At 67.1% G+C, this 21667-nt stretch carries 22 protein-coding genes; 10 read left to right on the forward strand and 12 right to left on the reverse strand.

Features of this window, described 5'->3' with window-relative positions; translation table 11 throughout:
* The first annotated feature begins 40 nt into the window (after positions 1 to 40).
* Positions 41 to 1435, forward strand: a complete 1395-nt coding sequence (dbpA, locus tag INQ42_RS03670; protein ID WP_194035192.1) for an ATP-dependent RNA helicase DbpA — start codon at positions 41 to 43, stop codon at positions 1433 to 1435.
* 8 nt (positions 1436 to 1443) lie between these two features.
* On the opposite strand, the gene INQ42_RS03675 is transcribed toward dbpA, so the two are convergent.
* The 6 genes from INQ42_RS03675 to INQ42_RS03700 all read right to left on the reverse strand — a co-directional run bounded on the left by INQ42_RS03675 (position 1444) and on the right by INQ42_RS03700 (position 6476).
* Entirely contained in the window at positions 1444 to 2388 is a 945-nt protein-coding gene (locus tag INQ42_RS03675) for a DMT family transporter (RefSeq protein WP_194035193.1), read from the reverse strand.
* A gap of 107 nt (positions 2389 to 2495) precedes the next feature.
* Entirely contained in the window at positions 2496 to 2966 is a 471-nt protein-coding gene (locus INQ42_RS03680; RefSeq protein WP_194035194.1) for a VOC family protein, read from the reverse strand.
* Between the two features lie 4 nt (positions 2967 to 2970).
* Positions 2971 to 3276 carry a hypothetical protein gene (locus INQ42_RS03685; RefSeq protein ID WP_194035195.1) on the reverse strand — a complete coding sequence of 102 codons (306 nt, stop codon included), beginning with the start codon at positions 3274 to 3276 and terminating at the stop codon, positions 2971 to 2973.
* Between the two features lie 128 nt (positions 3277 to 3404).
* Positions 3405 to 4298: a peptidylprolyl isomerase gene (locus tag INQ42_RS03690; protein ID WP_407070797.1), complete on the reverse strand. Its 894-nt coding sequence runs from the start codon at positions 4296 to 4298 to the stop codon at positions 3405 to 3407.
* A 240-nt stretch (positions 4299 to 4538) separates the two neighbouring features.
* Positions 4539 to 5783 (reverse strand): polyhydroxyalkanoate depolymerase, encoded by a 1245-nt coding sequence (locus INQ42_RS03695; protein ID WP_194035733.1) that lies wholly within the window; start codon positions 5781 to 5783, stop codon positions 4539 to 4541.
* Between the two features lie 84 nt (positions 5784 to 5867).
* The gene (locus tag INQ42_RS03700) at positions 5868 to 6476 is read right to left on the reverse strand and encodes a class I SAM-dependent DNA methyltransferase (protein ID WP_194035196.1); all 609 of its coding nucleotides are present in this window, start codon (positions 6474 to 6476) and stop codon (positions 5868 to 5870) included.
* Positions 6477 to 6566: 90 nt separating this feature from the next.
* On the opposite strand from INQ42_RS03700, the gene INQ42_RS03705 reads away from it, so the two are divergent.
* Positions 6567 to 7019 (forward strand): CopD family protein, encoded by a 453-nt coding sequence (locus tag INQ42_RS03705; RefSeq protein ID WP_194035197.1) that lies wholly within the window; start codon positions 6567 to 6569, stop codon positions 7017 to 7019.
* Positions 7020 to 7026: 7 nt separating this feature from the next.
* Here INQ42_RS03705 and INQ42_RS03710 read toward each other — a convergent pair whose 3' ends face one another.
* Entirely contained in the window at positions 7027 to 8748 is a 1722-nt protein-coding gene (locus tag INQ42_RS03710; protein WP_194035198.1) for an alkaline phosphatase, read from the reverse strand.
* Positions 8749 to 8886: 138 nt separating this feature from the next.
* On the opposite strand from INQ42_RS03710, the gene INQ42_RS03715 reads away from it, so the two are divergent.
* Positions 8887 to 10164 (forward strand): dicarboxylate/amino acid:cation symporter, encoded by a 1278-nt coding sequence (locus tag INQ42_RS03715; RefSeq protein WP_194035199.1) that lies wholly within the window; start codon positions 8887 to 8889, stop codon positions 10162 to 10164.
* Here the strand turns inward: INQ42_RS03715 and INQ42_RS03720 are convergent.
* On the reverse strand, positions 10149 to 10637 hold the full coding sequence (locus INQ42_RS03720; RefSeq protein ID WP_194035200.1) for an NUDIX hydrolase: 489 nt from the start codon (positions 10635 to 10637) through the stop codon (positions 10149 to 10151). The two genes, INQ42_RS03715 and INQ42_RS03720, sit on opposite strands and share 16 nt — an antisense overlap.
* Positions 10637 to 11506 carry a subclass B3 metallo-beta-lactamase gene (bla, locus tag INQ42_RS03725; protein ID WP_194035201.1) on the reverse strand — a complete coding sequence of 290 codons (870 nt, stop codon included), beginning with the start codon at positions 11504 to 11506 and terminating at the stop codon, positions 10637 to 10639. Before bla ends, INQ42_RS03720 begins: the two co-directional genes overlap by 1 nt.
* 265 nt (positions 11507 to 11771) lie before the next feature.
* On the opposite strand from bla, the gene INQ42_RS03730 reads away from it, so the two are divergent.
* Complete coding sequence (locus INQ42_RS03730; RefSeq protein ID WP_194035734.1) at positions 11772 to 12278, forward strand: acyl-CoA thioesterase; 507 nt, start codon at positions 11772 to 11774, stop codon at positions 12276 to 12278.
* Positions 12279 to 12398: 120 nt separating this feature from the next.
* Here INQ42_RS03730 and INQ42_RS03735 read toward each other — a convergent pair whose 3' ends face one another.
* Entirely contained in the window at positions 12399 to 13100 is a 702-nt protein-coding gene (locus INQ42_RS03735) for a C40 family peptidase (protein WP_194035202.1), read from the reverse strand.
* Positions 13101 to 13185: 85 nt separating this feature from the next.
* Positions 13186 to 13761, reverse strand: coding sequence for a C40 family peptidase (locus INQ42_RS03740; RefSeq protein ID WP_407070783.1), 576 nt, complete (start codon positions 13759 to 13761; stop codon positions 13186 to 13188).
* Positions 13762 to 13831: 70 nt separating this feature from the next.
* On the opposite strand from INQ42_RS03740, the gene INQ42_RS03745 reads away from it, so the two are divergent.
* Both INQ42_RS03745 and hutG read left to right on the forward strand, forming a co-directional pair.
* Complete coding sequence (locus INQ42_RS03745) at positions 13832 to 14311, forward strand: FKBP-type peptidyl-prolyl cis-trans isomerase (RefSeq protein WP_194035204.1); 480 nt, start codon at positions 13832 to 13834, stop codon at positions 14309 to 14311.
* A gap of 14 nt (positions 14312 to 14325) precedes the next feature.
* A complete protein-coding gene (gene hutG / locus INQ42_RS03750) occupies positions 14326 to 15120 on the forward strand; it encodes an N-formylglutamate deformylase (RefSeq protein WP_194035205.1) in 795 nt (264 codons plus the stop codon).
* A gap of 13 nt (positions 15121 to 15133) precedes the next feature.
* Here the strand turns inward: hutG and parE are convergent, their stop codons facing one another.
* A complete protein-coding gene (gene parE / locus INQ42_RS03755; protein ID WP_194035206.1) occupies positions 15134 to 17053 on the reverse strand; it encodes a DNA topoisomerase IV subunit B in 1920 nt (639 codons plus the stop codon).
* A gap of 299 nt (positions 17054 to 17352) precedes the next feature.
* Here parE and INQ42_RS03760 point away from each other — a divergent pair, with 299 nt between their 5' ends.
* The 4 genes from INQ42_RS03760 (at position 17353) to eno (ending at position 21663) form a co-directional block, all read left to right on the forward strand.
* A complete protein-coding gene (locus tag INQ42_RS03760) occupies positions 17353 to 17649 on the forward strand; it encodes a hypothetical protein (RefSeq protein ID WP_193986403.1) in 297 nt (98 codons plus the stop codon).
* 161 nt (positions 17650 to 17810) lie between these two features.
* Positions 17811 to 19481: a CTP synthase gene (locus INQ42_RS03765; RefSeq protein ID WP_194035207.1), complete on the forward strand. Its 1671-nt coding sequence runs from the start codon at positions 17811 to 17813 to the stop codon at positions 19479 to 19481.
* A gap of 43 nt (positions 19482 to 19524) precedes the next feature.
* Entirely contained in the window at positions 19525 to 20358 is an 834-nt protein-coding gene (gene kdsA / locus INQ42_RS03770) for a 3-deoxy-8-phosphooctulonate synthase (RefSeq protein WP_194035208.1), read from the forward strand.
* Between the two features lie 18 nt (positions 20359 to 20376).
* Complete coding sequence (eno, locus tag INQ42_RS03775) at positions 20377 to 21663, forward strand: phosphopyruvate hydratase (RefSeq protein WP_194035209.1); 1287 nt, start codon at positions 20377 to 20379, stop codon at positions 21661 to 21663.
* Positions 21664 to 21667 lie beyond the last annotated feature (4 nt).

The following is a 21667-nucleotide window of genomic DNA, read 5'->3' on the forward strand; positions in this document are numbered from 1 at the left end:
GAATCGCGGATGCAGCGCTGCAACCTGCGATCATGGCGCAATGACCAGCAACGACCGCGAGCACTCCTTCGCCACCCTCGATCTCTCCGCCCAGCTTTTGCAGGGTGTCGCAGCGCTGGGTTATACCAGGCTCACTCCGGTACAGGCGCAGGCCTTGCCGGCAATCCTGGAGGGGCGCGACGTCATTGCGCGGGCCCCGACCGGAAGCGGCAAGACCGCGGCGTTCGGACTCGGTGTCCTCAGCCGGGTGGATGCGACCCGGATCCAGACCCAAGCACTGGTGCTTTGTCCGACCCGTGAGCTCGCCGACCAGGTCGGACGGCAGCTGCGGAAGCTGGCGCTGGGTATTCCCAACCTGAAGCTGTCGGTGCTGTGCGGCGGGATGCCGCTCGCGCCCCAGCTGGCGTCGCTGGCCACCCACGATCCCCAGGTCGTGGTCGGCACGCCGGGGCGGATCCAGGAGCTGCTGCGCAAGAAGGCGCTGCATCTTCGCGGCGTGCATACGCTGGTGCTGGATGAGGCGGACCGGATGCTCGACATGGGCTTCGAGGACCAGATCCGCGAGATCGTCGGCAAGCTGCCCGCAGATCGGCAGGGGCTGATGTTCTCGGCGACGTTCCCGGACGCGATCCGCACCCTGGCCGGCGCGATGCTGCGCACGCCGCTGCAGGTCACTGTGGAATCGTCGGAAAGCCCGACCCGCATCCGCCAGCTGTTCTACGAAGTGGAGCCAGGACGCAAGACGCCGCTGCTGGCGGCGCTGCTGCTGCAGTTCCGCCCGGAGTCGTGCGTGGTGTTCTGCAATATGCGCCGCGACACCGAGGAGGTCGTCGCTTCGCTTGCCCACTACGGATTCACGGCGCTGGCGCTGCACGGCGACATGGAGCAGCGCGACCGCGACGAGATCCTGCTGCGCTTTGCCAACCGCAGTTGCAGCGTGCTGGTCGCCAGTGACGTCGCCGCGCGGGGGCTGGATGTCGAGGACCTGGCCACGGTGGTCAATTACGAGCTCCCGACGGACGCGGATACCTACGTGCACCGCATCGGTCGCACCGGCCGCGCCGGTCGGGAAGGGCTGGCGCTGAGCCTTTGTTCCCCCGCGGAAGTGTCGCGCGCCGACATGATCGCCCTGCATACGGGCACGCCGCTGGAATGGATGCGCGCCACGCCGCTTGCCGGCAAGGCGACTGGTGTCGCTCCGGCGGCGATGGTCACCTTGCGCATCGACGGCGGCAAGACCGACAAGCTGCGCCCGGGCGACATCGTCGGCGCGCTGACCGGAGATGCGGGCCTGCCGTCCTCGGCGATCGGCAAGATCGACGTGTTCGCCAGGCGCTCCTATGTCGCCGTCGCCCGCGGCAAGGCCGACGCGGCGCTGGCCCGCCTGCGCGAAGGCAGGATCAAGAACCGGCGCTTCCGCATCCAGCGCATCTGATCCCGGGGCTAATCGACGACGATCTTCGACTCGGCGGTGGCCAGCATCTCCGGATGTCCACCGCGACGCGGCTTGCCCAGCAGCGGGTAGATGAACACCGCGATCAGGATGATCGCCACCCCGAGGTAGAACTGCAGGCTCAGCTCGTGCTGCTCGCCCAGCAGGAGGATGGCCAGTGCGATGGCGTAGACGGGTTCCAGGTTGACCGCCAGTTGCGCCGAGAACGCACTCATGTGGCGCAGCGCCGCCAGTGACAGCGCGAACGGCAACAGCGTGCAGCCCAGCGCCAGCACCAGCAGCCAGCCGATGTCGCGCGCGCTGGGCAGCGTGAGCAGGTTGGTATCGCCCAGCACCGGCAGGACATACGGCAGCACCGGTGCCAGCAAGGTCAGTGCCACGGTGCCCGCGCCCAGTTCCAGCGCGGTCACGGTCAGCGGATCGGCATGCTCGACCAGGCGCTTGTTGAGCGAACCGAACAGCGCCACCAGCAACGCCGACACCGCGCCCACCACAATGCCGATGCGCATGCCGTCAGGCACACCGCCGACGACCAGGGCCACTCCGGGCAGGACGGCCACGCCGAGCATGAAGTCGCGCCGCGAGAACCGGCTGCGCGCCAGCCACGGTTCAACCAGCGCAGTGAACACGGTGGCCAGCGCGATGCAGGTCGCGCCGATGGAGGCGTTGGACAGCTTGATCGCGGCGTAGAAGGTCAGCCAGTGAAGTGCCACCAAAACGCCGATGCCGGCGTAGGCCCACAGCAGCCGTGCGGGCATCGCGCGCAGTCCGCGCCACACCCGCGGCACCAGCGCCAGCGCTGCCGTGACCATCAGCATCCGCCACCACACCAGAGGCAGCGCGGCGAGCGTGATCACCTTGCCGAGGATGGCCGTGAAGCCCCACAACAGGACGCAGAAGTGGATCTGCAGGAAGGCTTTGTTGGTAGGGGTCATGGCGTTCGGCCGGATCAGCCGCCCATTGTGCGCAATGGCGTTCGCCAAAGGCGAGCATTATTTGCTTGCGTCCGGCGCTCCGCGTGCCCCGGTGACAGGCGATGCGTCTAGTGGACGTTCCGGCTGGCGCGCTCACCGGCGTCGGCGCTCGAACGCCACGGGTCATAACTGGCGAACCACCACATATGGCCTTCGATATCGAGGCAACCATAACCGCGCCCGCCGTATTCCTGATCGGCGATATCGCGGATGATTTCCGCACCGGCGGCCACGGCGCGGGCGTAATGCGCGTCCGGATCCTGCACAATCACGCAGGTGGTCTGGGTCTCGCGGCCGCCGATCTGGTCGGGCTGGACCATCCGCCGCTGCCAGCGATCCACCGGCTTGCCAGGAACGAGTTCGTCGCGCGCCGAGCCCAGCATCACCATGCCGCCTTCCAGCACGAGCTGCGCATGGTGGACGATGCGTTCGTCGGCGTGGACCGTCAGGCGCTCGAAACCGAACGCTTCACACAGCCAGTCGATCGCGACGTGGGCGTTGCGGTACTGCAGGCACGGAATGATGGTGCTGTTGGGCATGGGACTACTCCCCGATGCCGGACTCGTTGCTTTCGAATTCGGCCAGGACATCCAGCTTGAAAGCGAGGGCTTCGACCGTCTCGCGGACACGCTCGGCGGCAGCGTCGTCAGGCGCTTCGACCTCGATCACGCGCATGCCTGGGCCTTCGTCTTCAGACAGGCCGGCGGAGCTGGAGTCGGGGTCGTCCATGTGCGGCATGAGGTCCTGGATTTCCTCCACCCGCTCTATACCGGGGAGGCTTGTCAGCAGGTCGCGGATGGCACGGCCGGCATCGTCGCTGCCGGTAATCCTGATGCGTATCTGTGGCATGGAATGAACCTTTGGGGGGAAGGTCGACTCAGGCTAGGCAGCGCACGCGCAAAAGCACGTGACGGACGCGCGCTACCAGCACCAGGCATTCATCCATTGCCGCAGCCGTGCATTCGCGGCGATCCCGCTCAGCGAAGAGGCGAAGGCGCTTCACGCACGGGCAGCGGGATATTGCACAGGTCGATATGTCCCGCGCTCGCCTTGTACCAGTCATCGCGGCGGTTGCGGCGCGCCTCGGTCAAAGCGGCAAAGGTGGCGCTGTCGGTCCGCAGCAATTGCAGGTGCTCGCGTTGCCCGGTCGGCACCTCGGAGGCCAGGCGGATCGCCTTGATCGGCGTGCGTTGCGCGGCATCCTCGTAGACGCCCATCGGCTCGGGACCACGTTGTGTCGACGAAAGCAGCTCCATGCCTCGCACGACCCGGCCAAGCACGGTGATGTTGCGGTCAAGCTGTCGCGGCGACTGGCCGATGACGACGTAAAGCTCTGCACCATTGCTGGAATCGGCCGCCATGTCGCGCCCGGCACCGAGCGTGCCGTAGCAATGGGTCATCCAGGCCTGGCCACTGGCCGGGTCCCGCGCGGCAGGGAAGCCGTCAACGAATCCCACCTGCGGCGCCCAGCCATCGCGGTCGGGAATCGCGGTGAAAGACAGGCCTGCGGCGGGGCGTTCAAACTCGGCCGGGAGCCGGGCGCGCGCATCGCCCAGTGATCGTGCTCCGGCTTCTCCGGCGTCGGGATCGCCGAACTGGACGACAAAATTGTCCTGCGCACGGTAGATGCTCAGACCGTCCCAGAAGTGGCCGCGGGCAAGGGCGCGGATATTGGCGACGTGCTCGGGAGCGAACCGGGGCGCCAGTTCGATCACCACGCGTCCGCCGGCCAGGTCCATGTAAAGGGTGTTGGCTGGATCGGGCGCGCGCCAGTCCGCGTCCGGTGAGGCGGCGAGGATCTCGCTGACCGAGAGGGCTTTGAGCGGGGCTTCCGACGTGCTTGGTGTTGTCTTGTTGGCCGCGTGCGCCATTGGCATGGTGATGCAGATGCCCAGCAGGGTGCACGAGAACAAGGTGCACGAGAGCAGGGCGGACGAGAGCAGAGCGGGCAAGGGCAGGCGTGGGGTAGGCAAGGGCGGCTCCAGTGGGACAGACGTTCGGCGCTCGCCTGAGTCTGGCGGATTCCGCGCGCGCCAGCCAATGTCGCCGGCGCGGGCAATCCGCGTCCCAGCCCAGCGTCCGCCCATCAACCTGGCGGTGGATTCGCGGACTCAGTCGGCGTACTTGGCGATGAAGTCGCGCAGTTGCGGGTAGACCTGCCCGCGCCAGCGACGGCCGCTGAAGATGCCGTAGTGACCGGCGCCCTCGATGGTGGTGTGCAGGTGGTCGGCTTCGGCGATGCCGGTGCACAGTTCGTGCGCCGCGCGGGTCTGGCCCTGACCGGAAATATCGTCCAGTTCGCCTTCGATCGTCATCAGCGCCGTGCCGGTGATGGCCGCCGGATCGACGCGCTCACCTGCTACGTCCCACAGGCCACGTGGCAACAGATGGTCCTGGAACACGGTCTGGATGGTGTCCAGATAGTAAGCCGCCGGCATATCGAGCACCGCGTTGTAATCGTCGTAGAACTTGCGGTGCGACTGGGCATCGTCCAGGTCGCCGTTGAGCACGTCCTGGTAGAACTTCATGTGCGACTGCGCGTGGCGCTCGGGATTCATCGCCATGAAGCCGGTGTGCTGGAGGAAGCCAGGATACACCCGGCGGCCGCGGCCCGGGTAGTTCTGCGGTACTTCATGGATCAGGTTCTCGCTGAACCATGACAGCGGCTTGTGCGTGGCCAGCTCGTTGACCTGAGTGGGACTCTCGCGGGGGTCGATCGGCCCGCCCATCATCACCATCGAGCGCGGCGTCTGCTCGCCGCGCGAGGCCATCAGCGAAACCGCCGCAAGTACCGGCACCGTGGGCTGGCACACGCTCACCACGTGCAGGTTGTCGGCGCCGATGAAGCGGATGAATTCCTGGATGTAGGCGATGTAGTCGTCCAGGGTGAACTCACCCTCGCTGACCGGGATCATGCGGGCGTCGGTCCAGTCGGTGATGTAGACCTTGTGGTCGCGCAGCATCGTGCGCACGGTGTCGCGCAGCAGCGTGCTGTGGTGACCCGACAGTGGGGCGACGACGAGGACCGGCGGCTGGCCGCGCATCTCGGTGAGGTTGCCGGCATCGTCGGTGTAGCGCTTGAAGCGCAGCAGCCGGCAGAACGGCTTGTGCACCATCTCGCGCTCGATCACCGGATGCTCGACACCGTCGAACTCGACGGAATGGATGCCGAACTCGGGTTTCTCGTAGTCCTTGCCGATGCGGTACATCAGCTCGCAGGCGGCTGCGAACTGGTCGGCGCCGGGAAGCTTGCCCAGCCAGGTGTTGGAGCCGCCGAAAATCTTCGCGCACGCATCGGCCCAATAGGTCATCGGTGCCATCCACGCGCGGTTGAACTCGTGCATCTGGTAAAGCAGCATGTGAAGCCTTGGCAGAAAATTGGTGCGTTGCAGCGTAACGGAAACACCGCGGCGGTACGTGAATCAACGTCGCGGTTGTGCTCAGTCGACCGCCTCCAGCGCCGCCAGGCCGGCCCTCATCGCGGGCCCCAGCCACAGGTGTGAACCCAGCGGATGCAGGCCGATGCGGGCGAAGCGCTCGCGATAGAACTTCTCCGGTCGGGCCTGGAACCCCACCGTGTCGCCATCGATGCCGTCGCTGCGGGTGAAGGTCTCCAGGAACGCGACCCCTCCGCAGAGGTCGGCCAGCGCCGGAAGCCCACGATCCAGCTCGCGCGTGGGCAGGTAGTGCAGCACGTCACTGCAGACCAGCAGGTCCACCGGGCCACACGGTCGCAGGTACTCGAAATCGCCGAAGCGGGCCAGGTGCAGATTGCGGCGGGCGCCGAAGCGGGTGACCGCATACTCGCTGCTGTCAAACCCCAGGTAGTCGAGCTTCGGCCGCAGCTTCAACAACGGGGCGCGCCACGCTCCCTCGCCGCAACCGATGTCCAGCACGCTGCGGATTGGCCGCTCAAGGTGGTATTCCGCCGTAGCCACCGCCAGGGCGACCTTGCGCGCGAGTCTCGCCGGGCCGCCGATCGCAGCGCCACGCGTCGCCGGATCGCGGTACCACTGGTCGAAATAGGCCTGGTCGTATTGCTTGTTCATCGGGATTATTGCATCGGGGTCGGAGCGCATGGCGCTGCGCGGCGTGCCATCCTAGCGCGCGAACCACTCAGCCAAGGATCCGCCCGCCACATGAACGCCTATCTCTGGACCAAGACCTTCCATCTCGTTTTCGTGATTGCCTGGATGGCGGCGGTGTTCTATCTGCCGCGGATCCTGGTCAACCTGGCCGAGGCCGGGGACGAGCCGGCAGTGCGCGCGCGGCTGGGGCTGATGGGCCAACGCCTGTACCGGTTCGGTCACGTCATGTTCGGCCTGTCACTGGTCCTTGGCATCGTGCTGTGGCTGGGTTATCGCTTCCTGCCGGACTTCCCGACCATGGTGGCGTCGGGCACCGGCTGGCTGCATGCCAAGCTGCTGCTGGTGGCCGCATTGTTTGCCTATTACATCTTCAGCGGGCGCTGGCTGAAAGGCGTGCTGGCCGGCCGTCCGCTGCCCTCGTCCAAGGCGCTGCGCTGGTTCAACGAGATACCTGTTTTCGGCCTGATCGTGATCGTCTGGCTGGTGCTGGCAAAACCGTTTTAGGCAACGCTCAGCCACCGGTGCCGGGCTTGAGCCGTTTCTGTGCCGGCAGTTCCACCGGCACGCCGTCCGCATTGCAGCTACCGGCCGCGCACACCGCTGCACGCAGGTAGGGCGTGGACTGCAGCATGAAGTGGAAGATCGCGTTCTGCTCGACGCTGCCACGCACCGCGGCGCTGCCCGGTCCGCGGGCCCAGATGCCGACGTCGTCGCCACCGTGCGACTCCGAGGTCGTCGGGACGAGCGCCTCCTGCATGTAGTCCGGCGCCGTCGTGTCCACCGAGCTCAGGTCGGGACGTCCGGCGGCCGGCTGGTAGCCCCTGGTCTTGTGCGGAAATCGCTTGGGCCCGGCGGGTTGCGTGTCGCTGGCACCCGTGTAGCCCGGGCCATTGGAGTAGCTCAGGGTGGTGTAGGGCATGTTGCGCGCGTCGCGCGCCAGAACGCGCTCACCATCCTTGTCCTCGCGGACCTTGTCCAGGATCGGGTTGCCGCGGGCCGGGTAGCCGACGAAGCTCAGCGTGTGGGCGTGGTCGGCGGTGACCAGGATCAGGGTATCGTCGGCGGAGGTGAGCCGGTTGGCGACCTCAACGGCCTCGGCCATCGCAATGGTGTCGGTCAGCGCGCGGTAGGCGTTGCCGTCGTGATGGGCGTGGTCGATGCGCCCCCCTTCCACCAGCAACACGAAGCCGTTCGGATTGCGCGACAGGCGGGTGATCGCCGCCGCTGTCATCTCCGACAGGCTGGGCTCCCCCGCCGCGTCGCCGGGGCGGTCGTGCTCGTATTGCATGTGGCTGGGCTCGAACAGGCCCAGCAGCGGCTTGTCGGTCGGCGCGGCGGCAAACTGCTCGGCGTTCCAGACATAGCTGCCGTCCGGGCGGCGCTGCTTCCAGCTCGCGATCAGGTCGCGTCCATCATCGCGACGTCCTGATTCCTGCGGATATTCGGGATCGCTCTGCGTGGAGGGCATGAAGTTGGTCCGGCCACCGCCCATCAGCACGTCCGGGCCGTTGCCGTAGGGAGACTCGATCAGCTGGCGCGCAATGTCGACGCAGCCCGCGGCGAGCGCCTCGGCAGGCATCGCCGAATCCGATTCCCAACCGCGGTCGGCAGAGTGGCTGAAGGTGGCGGCCGGCGTGGCGTGGGTGACGCGCGTGGTGGTGACCACGCCGGTTGCCATCCCGCTGCCCGCGGCGAGCTGCCACAGCGTGATCATCGGCGCGTCCAAGGCGCCCTTGCAGTCGCCGAAGTCCGCAGACTGGCCGATGCTGATCACTCCCGCACGGGTCTTCACGCCGGTCGCCATCGCACTCATCGTGCCCGCGGAATCGGGGGTCTGCATGTCGGTGTTGTAGGTCCGGCTCAAGGCGGTCGCCGGAAAGCGTTCCCAGCTCAGGCGGTTGTCCTCGCCGGCGCCGCCCTTGCGCTGGCCGTCCAGGATGCGGGCCGCCGCAACGGTGGGCAGGCTCATGCCGTCGCCGACGAAGAGGATCACGTTCTTCGCCTGTCCGCCCATCGCGCCGCGCTCGGCAGCCTGCGCCGCACCGTCGCGGAACCACCACTGTGCGCTCTCTTCCTGCGGCCGCTGGATCGTCGGCACCGCCACTTTTACTGCGTGGTTTGCGGCGGGCGCCGATCCGGGTACGGCCGACGGCGCCGTCGTCGCGCACGCGGCGACCAGCAGGGCGGGGGCGATGAGCAGGCAAACGGTTCGCAGCGGGGCGTTGTGGTGCATGGAGTCGTGACCGGGAGTTGCGGAACGCTCCATTATGGCGCAACTGTTGCGCCAGCTGTGCCGGTTCGTTTTGCTGGTGGGTTCGCAGGCACGCGCCCGCTCCGCTATCGTGCGATTCGACCCTTGATTGGCAATGCGATGACGATGGTTTCCTGGTGGCTGTCGATTCCCTTCTGGAAGCGCGTGCTCGCGGGCTTTGTGTTTGGCGCACTGGCCGGCTGGCTGTTCGGACCGGCCGCAGAACCCTGGTTCGGCCCGCTGGGCACGGTGTATGTGACCCTGATCCGGATGATCGCGGTGCCGCTGGTGCTGTTCGCGGTGATCAACGCGGTGGCGTCCCTGCACGGGCAGAAATCCGTTGCCGCGCTGGGCGGGCGCACGTTCGCCTGGTTTGCCGCGACCGCGGCGCTGGCTGTCTGCGTGGGGCTGGGCGTCGGGTGGGTGCTGCAGCCGGGCGCGGGCGTGACCGGGCTGACCGTCGCCGCCGATTACGAGGTGCGGGTCGTGCCGTCGGTGGTCGAAGTGCTGCTGGACGTGGTCCCGGGCAACCCGTTTGCCGCGCTGGCGGAGGGCAAGATCCTCCAGGTGATCGTGTTTGCCGGCTTGGTGGGGTTCGCGCTGGTGAAACTGGGCGAGCGCACCACCGGTCTGCGCAAACTGGCCGGCGAGGCCAGCGAGACGATGATCCAGGTAACCCGCTTCGTGCTGGAAATAACGCCGCTGGGGACCTTCGGCCTGATCGCGGCGCTGGTGGGCGCCTACGGCTTCGAGAAGTTGCTGCCGCTGGGCATGTTCGTGTTCGCGCTGTATCTGGCCTGCGCGCTGCATATCGTGGTCGTCTACGGCAGCCTGCTGCTCAGTCACGGGCTCAATCCGCTGCGCTTTTTCCGCGGCGCCGCGCCGGCGATGCAGGTGGCGTTCGCGAGTTCATCGAGTTTCGCCTCGATGCCCGCGGCGATGCGCGCGGTGACCCACAACCTGGGCGTGGACAAGGATTACACCGCGTTCGCGGTGCCGCTGGGTGCCAGCATCAAGATGGACGGCTGCGGGGCGATCTACCCGGCCCTGACCAGCCTGTTCGTGGCCCAGTACTTCGATCTGCAGCTGGAGCCGACGCAGTACCTGGTGATCATGCTGGCCTCGGTGCTGGGCAGCTTCGGCACCGCGGGCGTGCCGGGCACCGCGATCGTGATGGTCACCCTGGTGCTGTCGGCCGCGGGCCTGCCGCTGGAAGGCATCGGCTACCTGGTGGCGATCGACCGCGTGCTGGACATGGCGCGCACGACAACCAACGTCACCGGGCAGATGCTGGTGCCCGTGTTGGTGGCGCGTGAGACCGGCATGCTCGACATGGAGATCTACAACCGCGCCTCGACCAATATCGGCATGCTGGAGGGCGATCAGCCCCGCGAGTAGCTCCACGACACCAGCCGGCCGCCCTGGTAGGGCATCACGCCGTGGAAGGGCTGCGGGTTGTCGTCGAACACCATCGGCAGGAACTCGCGGTCGCCCTCCCACATCGGCACCTCATGCAGGCGGTCCAGCGGCACCCACTCCAGGCTGCCTTCGTGGTTTTCGGTGAACGCGGTGCCGCTGTAGCGGGGGATCAGGAACACGAAGCCGAGCCAGTCCTCGCCCTGCTTGCCGAACCCCGGCCAGTTGATCGTTCCGCGCAGCTGCATCTCCTCACACTCGATGCCGGCTTCCTCGAATATCTCCCGACGCATCCCGGCGGCGATGTCCTCGCCGCTTTCCAGCTTGCCGCCCAGGCCGTTGTACTTGCCCAGGTGCTGGTCATCCGGGCGCGCGTTGCGGTGGATGAGCAGCACCTCGCGCCCGTCGTGGGAGAGGACGTAGCCCAGGGTGGCGGCAATCGGGGTGTACGGCATCAGCGCGCGGCCTGTTGCTTCGCCAGTTCCTGCTCGAACGCCTGCTCCGCCTGGACGGCGTACTCGCGGCAGCTCGTCGGTCGCGGATGCGGATTGTCCGCGTCGGCGGGTGCCCAGCCCACGCCTTCCGGATGTGGCGCGATCAGCAGGTCGCACGGGAGAGCGGCCACGGTGGCGAAGCCCTGCCGGTACGCCTCCACGATGCGCGGGAAACGCGGGTTGTCGAGCAACTGGTAGCCCGGTGCGCTGAGGCTGTCGGCGTAGGCGATCTGCAGCGGTTTGGAGTCGCGCGTGTCGGTCCAGGTCCAGCTCATCGAGCCGGGGGTATGCGCGGGCGTGAAGTGGACGGTGAACGAGGTGCCGCCCAGTTCGACGCTTGCGCGGTCCTGCAGCAGCCGGTCGGCCTGCACTGGCGGGAAAAGGATCCTGTCGCCGTAGTGGATGTCGTCGCTGCCGCCGCGCGCCAGCAGCACCGCGGACTCCGCATTGCTGACCAGCGTCGCGCCGGTGGCACGCTTGAGCGCCGCCAGTGGGCCGGCGTGGTCGGCGTGGGCGTGGCTGTGCAGGATCAGTTTGACCGACTCGATCGGGGTGCCGGTGGCCGCGATGTTTTCCAGCAGCATGTCCGCCGCCTGTGAGACGCCGCCATCGATCACCACCGCACCCTCGGGCGTCACGGCCAGCAGCGCGCTCAGACCCTCGGTGCCGATGTACCAGGTGTGGTCGGCGACACGAAACGGGGTGACCGGCTGCCGCCATGCTTCGCGGGTCTGGTAGCCGGTCGCCTGGGGCAGGACCGGCGCGGCGGCAAATGCAGAGCCGAAGGTCAGCGCGGCGCAGGCGAGCACAAGCGGGCGGAGCAGGTGCATGGTGAAATCTGTTGGCGGCAGGAGTGGGGCAGTGTCGATGACTGAACCGCGCAAGTCCATGCCGGGGCGGCCTGCCGGCGATTGCACCACTGCACGACTGCCGCAAGACCGCGCCAACCCCCGGAACGCAAGCAATGCCAAGCTGCGCATAATTGCCGATCGATCCGATTGAGGAGTACCCCATGCCCGCAAACGCGCACGTTTCATTTTGCCTGACCCCAGCCCGGCGCCGACCGGCAGCGGTGGCTATCCTCGGGGCCGCGGCGTGATCGGCAGCCAGCGCGAGCTGACCCTGCGTTTCCTCGCCGAACCGGCTGATGTGAACTACGGCGGCAAGGTGCACGGCGGCGTGGTGATGAAGTGGATCGACCAGGCCGGATACGCCGCCGCGGTCGGCTGGAGTGGCACCTACAGCGTGACCGTCGCCGTGGGCGGCATCCGCTTCATGGCGCCGATCCGGATCAGTGACCTGGTAACGGTGCGCACCAAGCTGGTCCACACCGGCACCAGCAGCATGCATTTCTCGGTGGAGGTCGCCGCCCGCGACCCGATGGGCGGCGAACCGCGCCTGTGCACTCACTGCGTGATCGTGTTCGTCGCCCTGGATGGCGTGGAGGGAAAGCCGACCGCGGTGCCTGCCTGGGAGCCGGTGAGCGAGGACGATCGCGAGCTGGCCGAGTACGCGCAGCAGGTCATGGCGCTGAGCAAGGGAATCGAGCAGACCGTGGAGCGCTATCGGCAGGCGCACGACGCCCACGACGCCGACGCCTGAGTACCGTCACGCGCGCCGGTTCACAAACCCCGATCCCGGAAACGAATCAGCCGCCCGGAGGCGGCTGATTCTGCAAATGCGGGTCGGTTCGGCGTATTGCCCGGCGTATTGCCCGGCGAATCAGCTGCCGGCCAGTCGCCGCGCCTGCATGTACTTGCCGCTCCAGTAACCCTTTTCCAGGCTGGAGACCATGACGTCCTTGCCGGTGCTCGGTGCATGCACGAAGCGGCCTTCGCCGACGTAGATGCCGACGTGGTCGATCCGGCCCTTGCGGCCGAAGAACACCAGGTCGCCCTCGGCGAGCTCCTTCTTGCTGGCAACCAGTTCGCCGGAGTTGGCCTGCTCGCGCGACACCCGCGGCAGGTCGATGCCCATCGCATTGCGGAACACGTAGCTGACCAGGCCGCTGCAATCAAAGCCCTTGTCGGGCGTGTTGCCACCCCAGCGGTACGGGGTGCCCAGCAGGGTCAGCGCGCGCTGCAGAATGTTGCGTGCGCTGTGGTCGGGTGGGGTGTAGTCCTCGGCGACGGCGGCGGCCTTGCCTGAAGCCAACATGCCGCTGATGTCGCTGGCCAGGCTCAGGGCCCGGTCCGGCATGCTCATGGCATCCGGCATCATCACCGGCATGTCGGCCATCGAAGGCATCGGCGCCTCGGTGGACTGTGTCGCCAGCGCCGGCAGCGCGGGAAGCGCCAGCAGAGCTGCAAGGAAGAGGGAGAATCCTGCCGGCCGACGTCGGGCGGAGGGAGCGGTGGTGCGCGCTGGGCGGCTTGATAAGAGTGTCGTCACGCGGTCATCACTGAAACAGGACGGGGCGATCATGCACTCCAAACGCTGCCATGACGTTCATATTCCGTAAAACTTTCGTTAATTAGCGTGAAGGCAATGCGAAAACTGCGCATTCAGTTCACTCAATCACCCGCTTGGCGCCGGTGTAGTGGTCGCGCCAGTACGCACCATCCAGATGGTCCAGGCGGACGGTGCCGCCGCTGCTGGGGGCGTGCACGAAGCGCCCATCGCCCACATAGATGCCCACGTGGCTGACCTGGCCGCGGCTGCCGAAAAACACCAGGTCGCCTGCCGTGAGCTGGCGCGGCTGGATCTTCTGCCCCTGGTAGGCGGCCAGCGCGCTTGACGAGCGCGGCAGCTTTTTGCGCAGCATGTCGTCGTAGACGTAGTTGACCAGGCCGCTGCAGTCAAAGCCCGACTGTGGCGTGTTGCCACCGTAGCGGTAGGGCGTGCCGACCAGGCTGATCGCCCGCATCAGCACCGAATTGGACGCCTCCGGATCGACCGGCGCATTGCGCCCCCAGTCACGGCTGGGTGCCGGTGTGGCCGCCTTGGATCGAACCGATTTGCCGCCACCGCCGCAACCCGCCAGCACCGCGGCGAGGGCAAGGAGCAGCAGCCAGCGCCCGGTTGCCTGCAGGATCGCTGCTGGCGTGTGGGCGGGGATGCCGGGATAATGCGCGGCTTTCGTCACGGCATGTAGCTTCCCTGCTTCTGTCGTTGGCGGCAACCTGCCTTTTGTCCTGCTTCCCACGAGTACCGCCATGAAAATCGAGAAAGACCGCGTCGTCAGCTTCCATTACTCCGTCGCCGAGCAGGGCAGCGATGTGATCGAAACCTCCGAAGGCCGCGAGCCGCTGGTGATCCTGGTGGGCCACGGCAACATCATCCCCGGCCTGGAAAAGGCGATGGAAGGCCACGAGGCCGGCGACAGGATCACCGCCGACGTGACGGCGGCAGATGCCTACGGCGAAGCACAGGAAGGCATGATCCAGCGCGTGCCGAAGAAGTACTTCAAGGGCACCCGTCTTGCCCCGGGCATGCAGGTGACCCTGCAGACCAAGTTCGGCCCGCGTCCGGTGACGGTGCAGAAGGTCGGCATGAGCGTGGTCGACGTCGACCTCAACCACCCGATGGCCGGCAAGGACCTGAGCTTCAACATCGAGATCATCGACGTGCGTGAGGCGCAGGCCGAGGAGATCGAGCACGGCCACGTCCACGGCGACGGCGGCCACCAGCACTGACAACGGCGGCGGTCATGGATACCTTTGAACTGCACCGCGGGACGACGGCGTTGCTGGTCAGCCTGCCGCATGACGGGAGCGCCATCCCTGACGCCATGGCCGAACGCATGACCCTCGGCGCGCGCACCGCGCCGGACACCGACTGGCACGTGTCCCGCCTGTACGCGTTTGCCCGCCAACTGGGCGCATCGGTGCTGGTGCCGCGCTACTCGCGCTACGTGGTCGACCTGAACCGTCCCGCCGATGACGTATCGCTGTATCCCGGACAGAACACCACCGGCCTTTGCCCGACCGTGCGGTTCAACGGCGAGCCCGTGTACGCGGAGGGCGAGGCGCCGACCCGGGCGGAGATCACCGAGCGCGTGCGGCGCTACTGGAAGCCCTACCACGACGCCCTGCAGGCAGAACTTGAGCGGCTCGTAACGGCCCACGGCCGGGCGCTGCTGTGGGAAGGCCACTCGATTCGCGGCAGCAATCTGCCCTACCTGTTTCCCGACCGGCTGCCCGACCTCAACCTGGGCACCGCCGATGGCGCCAGCTGTTCGCCGCAGGTCCAACTCGGCCTGGAGGCGGTGCTGGGCGAGCAGCGTGAGTACGACTGGGTCGCCAACGGCCGCTTCAAGGGCGGCTACATCACGCGCCACTACGGCGCGCCGGAGAAGGGCGTGGACGCGGTGCAGCTGGAGATCAGCCAGCGCTGCTACATGGACGAGGACTCCACACGCTACCTGCCCGAGCGCGCCGCGCCCCTGCAGCGCCTGCTCGAGGACCTGTTGGTGAATGCGCTGGCAATGACCGCCCAGCGCTGATTGGCTGGCCTGCCTAGACCTCCAGCGTCGCCAGATCGCCCTTGTCTTCCAGCCAGGCCTTGCGGTCGCCGGCGCGCTTGCGTGCCAGCAGCATGTCCATCAGCGCGTGGGTCTGCGTGCCTTCCTCCACGGTCAGCTGGACCAGCCGCCGCGTGTCGGGATGGATGGTCGACTCGCGCAGCTGCGAGGGGTTCATCTCGCCCAGACCCTTGAAGCGGGTGACGTTGACCGTGCCGGCCGAGCCTTTTTTGCGTTCGGCCTTCTCGCGCTCGATCTTCTCCAGCAGGATCCGCTTCTCCTCCTCGTCCAGGGCGTAGAACACCTGCTTGCCCAGGTCGACCCGGAACAGCGGCGGCATCGCCACGAATACGTGGCCGGCGGCCACCAGCGCGGGGAAGTGCTGCAGGAACAACGCGCACAGCAAGGTGGCGATGTGCAGGCCGTCCGAATCCGCGTCGGCCAGGATCACGACCTTGCCGTAGCGCAGCCCGCTCAGGTCGTCCTTGCCGGGATCGCAGCCGATCGCCACGGCGATGTCGTGCACTTCCTGCGAGGCCAGCACGCTGCCCGACGCGACCTCCCAGGTGTTCAGGATCTTGCCGCGCAGGGGCAGGATCGCCTGGAAGTCCTTGTCGCGCGCCTGCCGCGCACTGCCACCGGCCGAGTCGCCCTCCACCAGGAACAATTCGGTGCGTGAGAGGTCCTGGCTGATGCAGTCGGCCAGCTTGCCGGGCAGGGCGGGTCCCTGGGTGACCTTCTTGCGGGTGATCTGTTTCTCGGTCTTGAGCCGCGCACTGGCGCGTTCGATCGCCAGCTGCGCGATCCGCTCGCCCAGTTCGACGTTCTGGTTGAGCCACAGGGTGAAGGCATCCTGCGCGGCGGCCTCCACGAAGCCGGCGGTCTGGCGCGAGCTCAGGCGCTCCTTGGTCTGGCCGCTGAACTGCGGGTCCAGCAACTTCACGCTGAGCACGAAGGCGACCCGGTCCCAGACATCCTCCGGGGCCAGCTTGACCCCGCGCGGGAGCAGGCTGCGGAAATCACAGAATGCGCGCAGGGCATCGGTGAAACCGCTGCGCAGGCCATTGACGTGGGTACCGTGCTGCGCGGTCGGGATCAGGTTGACGTAGCTCTCCTGGACCAGCTCGCCGTCAGGCGCCCAGGCCACCGCCCAGTCGACCGTCTCCGAATCCTTCTCCAGCTTGCCGACAAACAGCTCGGGCGGAAGCAGCTCGCGCGCGGGGTGATCGGCGCGCAGTTCGTCGAGCAGGTAATCGCTCAGGCCGTCAGCGTAGTGCCATTCCAGGCGCTCGTTGGTGGCCACGTCCAGCAGCTTCACGGTCAGGCCGGGGCAGAGCACCGCCTTGGCGCGCAGCAGGTGCTTGAGGGCCCGCAGGTTGAACTTCGGGGTGTCGAAGTATTTGGGATCGGGCCAGAAGTGCAGGCGCGTGCCCGTGTTTCGGCGACCCACGCTGCCGAGGGTTTCAAGCTCGGTGACCCGCTCGCCGTCGGCGAACCCCATCCGCTGCTCGACGCCGTCGCGCTTGATGGTGACGTCCAGCCGCGTCGACAGGGCATTGACCACGCTGACGCCCACGCCGTGCAGGCCGCCGGAGAAGGTGTAGTTCTTGTTGCTGAACTTCCCGCCGGCGTGCAGGCGGGTCAGGATCAATTCCACCCCGGGCACGCCTTCATCCGGGTGGATGTCCACCGGCATGCCGCGTCCGTCGTCGCTGACCTCGCAGCTGCCGTCGGCGTGCATCACCACCTCGATGGTCCTGGCATGCCCGGCCAGCGCCTCGTCCACGGCGTTGTCGATGACCTCCTGGGCCAGGTGGTTGGGCCGGGTGGTGTCGGTGTACATGCCGGGGCGACGCTTGACCGGGTCCAGCCCGGAGAGGACTTCGATGTCGGCGGCGTCGTAGCGGTTGTTCATCAGGCAGCGGTTCGCGTTGGGTCGGGGAAGTCAGCTCGCCAGAATGGCGGGCGGCACCGTGGATGGTCAAGGAAGCAAAGGTCGGAAGCCGATTGGACGGGCGTCACGAGGCGGTGGTGAAAGCGGTCCCGGACTTGGCGGCTTCCATAACGGGGCGTGAAATCGGGCCGCGTAAAGGTCCCGTTATTCAGTATTTGGCAGGGTCGGCGTCGGTAGGTTCGTGGGCGTCGCTGAGGGGAGCGGCAGTGATCCAGGACGGCAGTCGCCATCCGCACACCCCACCAAGGAGATGTACCCAGATGAATATCCGCAAGCTTGTGTTGCCGACCATGATCGCCGCCCTGATGGCCGCTCCGGCCGCGTTCGCCCAGTCCGCCGATCTCGACGCCCAGGCCCAGGCCCAGCAGGCGCAGGCCGCTGCCGCCCAGGCAGAAGCCCAGGCCGTGCAGGCCGAGGCGCAGGCCGCCGCTGCCGCCGAGCAGGCCAATGCTGCTGAGCAGAGCGCCGACGTCGCGCAGGACCGTGCGGACTTCAGTGCCGAAGCCGCCGCCCAGGAGCAGGCCGTCGAGCCTGAAGAGGAAGACGAGCGCAACTGATCGCGCCATGCGATGAGGTCACCGACGCCCCGGCTTGCCGGGGCGTCTTTCGTTGGCCTTCCGCCACGTCCAGCGAGGCCGGCGAGTGCTCGACGCGGCAGCAAAGGTCGCAGCAATTGCATGCAGCCGGTAAACTGGCGCTTTCCAGCGGCAGCAAAACAATGACTCCCCTGATCTTCGTCACTGGTGGCGTGGTGTCCTCGCTTGGCAAGGGCATTGCCGCCGCCTCGTTGGCGGCCATCCTCGAAGCGCGCGGCCTGCGCGTGACGATGATGAAGCTCGACCCCTACATCAACGTCGACCCCGGCACGATGAGCCCGTTCCAGCACGGCGAGGTGTACGTCACCGACGACGGCGCCGAGACCGACCTGGACCTGGGCCATTACGAGCGTTACGTGCGCACCCGGCTGGGGCGCAAGAATTCCATCACCACCGGTCGCATCTACGAGAACGTCATCCGCAAGGAGCGCCGCGGCGACTACCTGGGCGGCACGGTGCAGGTCATCCCGCATATCACCGACGAGATCAAGCGCGGCATTTTTGCCGCCACCGACGGCTTCGATGTGGGCCTGGTGGAGATCGGCGGCACCGTGGGCGACATCGAGTCGCTTCCCTTCCTGGAGGCGATCCGCCAGATCCGCGCCGAACGCGGGCCGGACAAGGCGCTGTTCATGCACCTCACCCTGGTGCCGTTCATTGCCGCCGCCGGCGAGCTGAAGACCAAGCCGACCCAGCACTCGGTGAAGGAACTGCGCTCCATCGGCATCCAGCCAGACATCCTGATCTGCCGCTCCGAGCAGCCGCTGCCGGATTCGGAACGGCGCAAGATCGCGCTGTTCACCAGCGTGTCGGAGCGCGCGGTCATCTCGGCGGTGGACCTGCACAACATCTACGACATGCCCGCGCGTTTCCAGGAGCAGGGTCTGGACGAGCTGATCGTCGAGCGCCTGCGGCTGGACGCCAGGCCCGCCGACATGCACGAGTGGGACGCGGTGGTCGACGCGGCCGAGAATCCCGAGGACGAGGTCACCATCGCGATCATCGGCAAGTACGTGGACCATCAGGACGCGTACAAGTCGGTTGCCGAGGCGCTCAAGCACGGCGGCCTGCGCCAGCGCACCAAGGTCCATCTGCAATGGCTGGAGTCCAGCGACGTCGAGAAGCGCGGCCCCAGTGCGCTGGAGGGCGTCGACGGTGTCCTGGTGCCCGGCGGATTCGGCGACCGCGGTTTTGAAGGCAAGATCGCCGGCGCCCGCTACGCCCGCGAAAACGGCGTGCCGTACTTCGGCATCTGCTACGGCATGCAGGCGGCGGTGATCGAGTTCGCCCGCAACGTGGCTGGGCTGGAAAACGCCAACAGCACCGAGAACGATAAGGCCACCCCGCATCCGGTGGTCGGCCTGATCACCGAGTGGCGCACGGCCAGCGGTGAGCTGGAGCGCCGCAGCGAGGACAGCGACCTGGGCGGCACGATGCGCCTGGGCCTGCAGGAGCAGCGGCTCAAGCCAGGCACGCTGGCCCACGAGCTGTACGGCAAGGACGTGGTCGGCGAGCGCCATCGCCACCGCTACGAGTTCAACAACCGCTACCGCACCCAGCTCGAGGGTGCCGGCCTGGTCATCAGCGCCAAATCCATCGACGACCTGCTGGTGGAGATGATCGAGCTGCCGCGCGACGTCCACCCGTGGTTCCTGGCCTGCCAGGCCCACCCCGAATTCCTGTCCACGCCGCGCGACGGACATCCGCTGTTTGTCGGATTCATCCGCGCCGCGCGCGACTACAAGGCGGCCCACACGACGGCAAACGCCCGCCTCGACGAGGCCGAGGCATGAGCGCCCCGCGCTTCGGCGCCGTTTGCATGAATGGAGAAGTGCAATGAAGTTGTGCGGTTTCGACATCGGCCTGGACCGGCCGTTCTTCCTGATCGCCGGGCCCTGCGTGATCGAGTCGATGCAGTTGCAGCTCGACACTGCCGGCACCCTGAAGCAGATCACCGACGAGTTGGGCATTCCCTTCATCTTCAAGTCCAGCTTCGACAAGGCCAACCGCACCTCGATCTCCGGCTTCCGTGGCCCGGGCATCGAGGAGGGCCTGAAGGTGCTGGCCGAGGTCAAGAAGCAGATCGGCGTGCCGGTGCTGACCGACGTCCACGAGTACACGCCGATGGACGAGGTCGCCTCGGTGGTCGACGTACTGCAGACCCCGGCGTTCCTGTGCCGGCAGACCGACTTCATCCAGAAAGTCGCCAGCGCCGGCAAGCCGGTCAACATCAAGAAAGGCCAGTTCCTGTCGCCGTGGGAGATGAAGCACGTGGCCGACAAGGCGCTGGCCACCGGCAACACCGACATCATGGTCTGCGAGCGCGGCGCCAGCTTTGGTTACAACAACCTGGTCAGCGACATGCGCAGCCTGGCCGTGATGCGTGACACCGGTTGCCCGGTGGTGTTTGATGCGACCCATTCGGTGCAGTTGCCCGGCGGCGCGGGCGGCAAGAGCGGCGGCCAGCGCGAATTCGTGCCGGTGCTGTCGCGCGCCGCGATGGCGGTGGGCATTTCCGGCATCTTCATGGAAACCCATCCCAACCCGGACGAAGCGCTGTCCGACGGCCCCAACGCCTGGCCGCTGGACCGGATGCGCGCGCTGCTGGAGACGCTGATGGCCATCGATGAAGTCACCAAGCGCCACCCGTTTCTTGAATCCCAAACCTGAGAGCCCTGCAGAGCCGACATGACCGAAATCGCCAAAGTCCACGCCCGCGAAATCCTCGACAGCCGCGGCAATCCGACCCTTGAGGCCGAGATCACCCTTGCCGATGGCAGCTTTGGCCGGGCGATGGTGCCTTCCGGTGCGTCCACCGGCTCCAAGGAAGCCGTGGAGCTGCGCGACGGCGACAAGACCCGCTACCTGGGCAAGGGCGTGCGCACCGCGGTGGAGAACGTCAACACCACCATCGCCAAGGCACTGGTCGGGCTGGATGCGGCTGACCAGGGCGGCATCGACCGTCGCCTGATCGATCTGGACGGCACCCGCAACAAGGGCCGTCTGGGTGCGAACGCGTTGCTGGGGGTGTCAATGGCCAACGCCCACGCGATGGCCGCCAGCCGTCGCCTGCCGCTGTGGAAGTACCTGGCCGGTGACCGCCGCGGCGTGCTGCCGGTGCCGATGATGAACATCATCAACGGCGGCGCCCACGCCGACAACAACGTCGACCTGCAGGAGTTCATGATCCTGCCGGTCGGCTTTGACAGCTTCTCCGAGAGCCTGCGCGCGGGCACCGAGGTGTTCCACGCGCTCAAGTCGGTGCTCAAGAGCCGCGGCCTGAGCACGTCGGTGGGCGACGAGGGCGGCTTCGCGCCGGACCTGCGCAGCAACGAGGAAGCGCTGGAAACCATCCTGGAGGCGATCGGCAAGGCGGGCTACAAGGCCGGCGACGACATCCTGCTCGGCCTGGACGTTGCGTCCAGCGAGTTCTACGAGAACGGCAAGTACCACCTGACCGGCGAGGGCAAGCGCCTGACTTCGGAGCAGTTCGTCGAGTTCCTGGGCGGCTGGTGCGCGCAGTACCCGATCATCAGCATCGAGGACGGCATGGACGAGAACGACTGGGACGGCTGGAAGCAGCTGACCGACGCGCTGGGCAGGAAGGTCCAACTGGTCGGCGACGACCTGTTCGTGACCAATCCGGAGATCTTCCAGCAGGGCATCGACCGCCATATCGCCAACGCGATCCTGATCAAGGTCAACCAGATCGGCACCTTGACCGAGACGCTGGAAGCGATTTCCATGGCCGACCGCGCCGGTTACGCCGCGGTGGTGTCGCACCGTTCCGGCGAGACCGAGGACACCACCATCGCCGACATCGCGGTGGCGACCACGGCGACCCAGATCAAGACCGGTTCGCTGTGCCGGAGCGACCGCGTCGCCAAGTACAACCAGTTGCTGCGGATCGAAGAGCAGCTCGGCGACGCGGCGACCTACGCCGGCCGCGACGCGTTTGTATCGCTGAAGGGCTGACACC

The organism is Lysobacter avium (assembly GCF_015209745.1).
Lineage (GTDB): Bacteria > Pseudomonadota > Gammaproteobacteria > Xanthomonadales > Xanthomonadaceae > Novilysobacter > Novilysobacter avium.

Bases quoted from the DNA above. Each gene is read 5' to 3' on its own strand.
- dbpA (WP_194035192.1), top strand. From the start codon at position 41: ATGACCAGCAACGACCGCGAGCACTCCTTCGCCACCCTCGATCTCTCC.
- INQ42_RS03675 (WP_194035193.1), bottom strand. From the start codon at position 2,388: ATGACCCCTACCAACAAAGCCTTCCTGCAGATCCACTTCTGCGTCCTG.
- INQ42_RS03680 (WP_194035194.1), bottom strand. From the start codon at position 2,966: ATGCCCAACAGCACCATCATTCCGTGCCTGCAGTACCGCAACGCCCAC.
- INQ42_RS03685 (WP_194035195.1), bottom strand. From the start codon at position 3,276: ATGCCACAGATACGCATCAGGATTACCGGCAGCGACGATGCCGGCCGT.
- INQ42_RS03690 (WP_407070797.1), bottom strand. From the start codon at position 4,298: ATGGCGCACGCGGCCAACAAGACAACACCAAGCACGTCGGAAGCCCCG.
- INQ42_RS03700 (WP_194035196.1), bottom strand. From the start codon at position 6,476: ATGAACAAGCAATACGACCAGGCCTATTTCGACCAGTGGTACCGCGAT.
- INQ42_RS03705 (WP_194035197.1), top strand. From the start codon at position 6,567: ATGAACGCCTATCTCTGGACCAAGACCTTCCATCTCGTTTTCGTGATT.
- INQ42_RS03710 (WP_194035198.1), bottom strand. From the start codon at position 8,748: ATGCACCACAACGCCCCGCTGCGAACCGTTTGCCTGCTCATCGCCCCC.
- INQ42_RS03715 (WP_194035199.1), top strand. From the start codon at position 8,887: ATGACGATGGTTTCCTGGTGGCTGTCGATTCCCTTCTGGAAGCGCGTG.
- INQ42_RS03720 (WP_194035200.1), bottom strand. From the start codon at position 10,637: ATGCCGTACACCCCGATTGCCGCCACCCTGGGCTACGTCCTCTCCCAC.
- bla (WP_194035201.1), bottom strand. From the start codon at position 11,506: ATGCACCTGCTCCGCCCGCTTGTGCTCGCCTGCGCCGCGCTGACCTTC.
- INQ42_RS03735 (WP_194035202.1), bottom strand. From the start codon at position 13,100: ATGATCGCCCCGTCCTGTTTCAGTGATGACCGCGTGACGACACTCTTA.
- INQ42_RS03745 (WP_194035204.1), top strand. From the start codon at position 13,832: ATGAAAATCGAGAAAGACCGCGTCGTCAGCTTCCATTACTCCGTCGCC.
- hutG (WP_194035205.1), top strand. From the start codon at position 14,326: ATGGATACCTTTGAACTGCACCGCGGGACGACGGCGTTGCTGGTCAGC.
- parE (WP_194035206.1), bottom strand. From the start codon at position 17,053: ATGAACAACCGCTACGACGCCGCCGACATCGAAGTCCTCTCCGGGCTG.
- INQ42_RS03760 (WP_193986403.1), top strand. From the start codon at position 17,353: ATGAATATCCGCAAGCTTGTGTTGCCGACCATGATCGCCGCCCTGATG.
- INQ42_RS03765 (WP_194035207.1), top strand. From the start codon at position 17,811: ATGACTCCCCTGATCTTCGTCACTGGTGGCGTGGTGTCCTCGCTTGGC.
- kdsA (WP_194035208.1), top strand. From the start codon at position 19,525: ATGAAGTTGTGCGGTTTCGACATCGGCCTGGACCGGCCGTTCTTCCTG.
- eno (WP_194035209.1), top strand. From the start codon at position 20,377: ATGACCGAAATCGCCAAAGTCCACGCCCGCGAAATCCTCGACAGCCGC.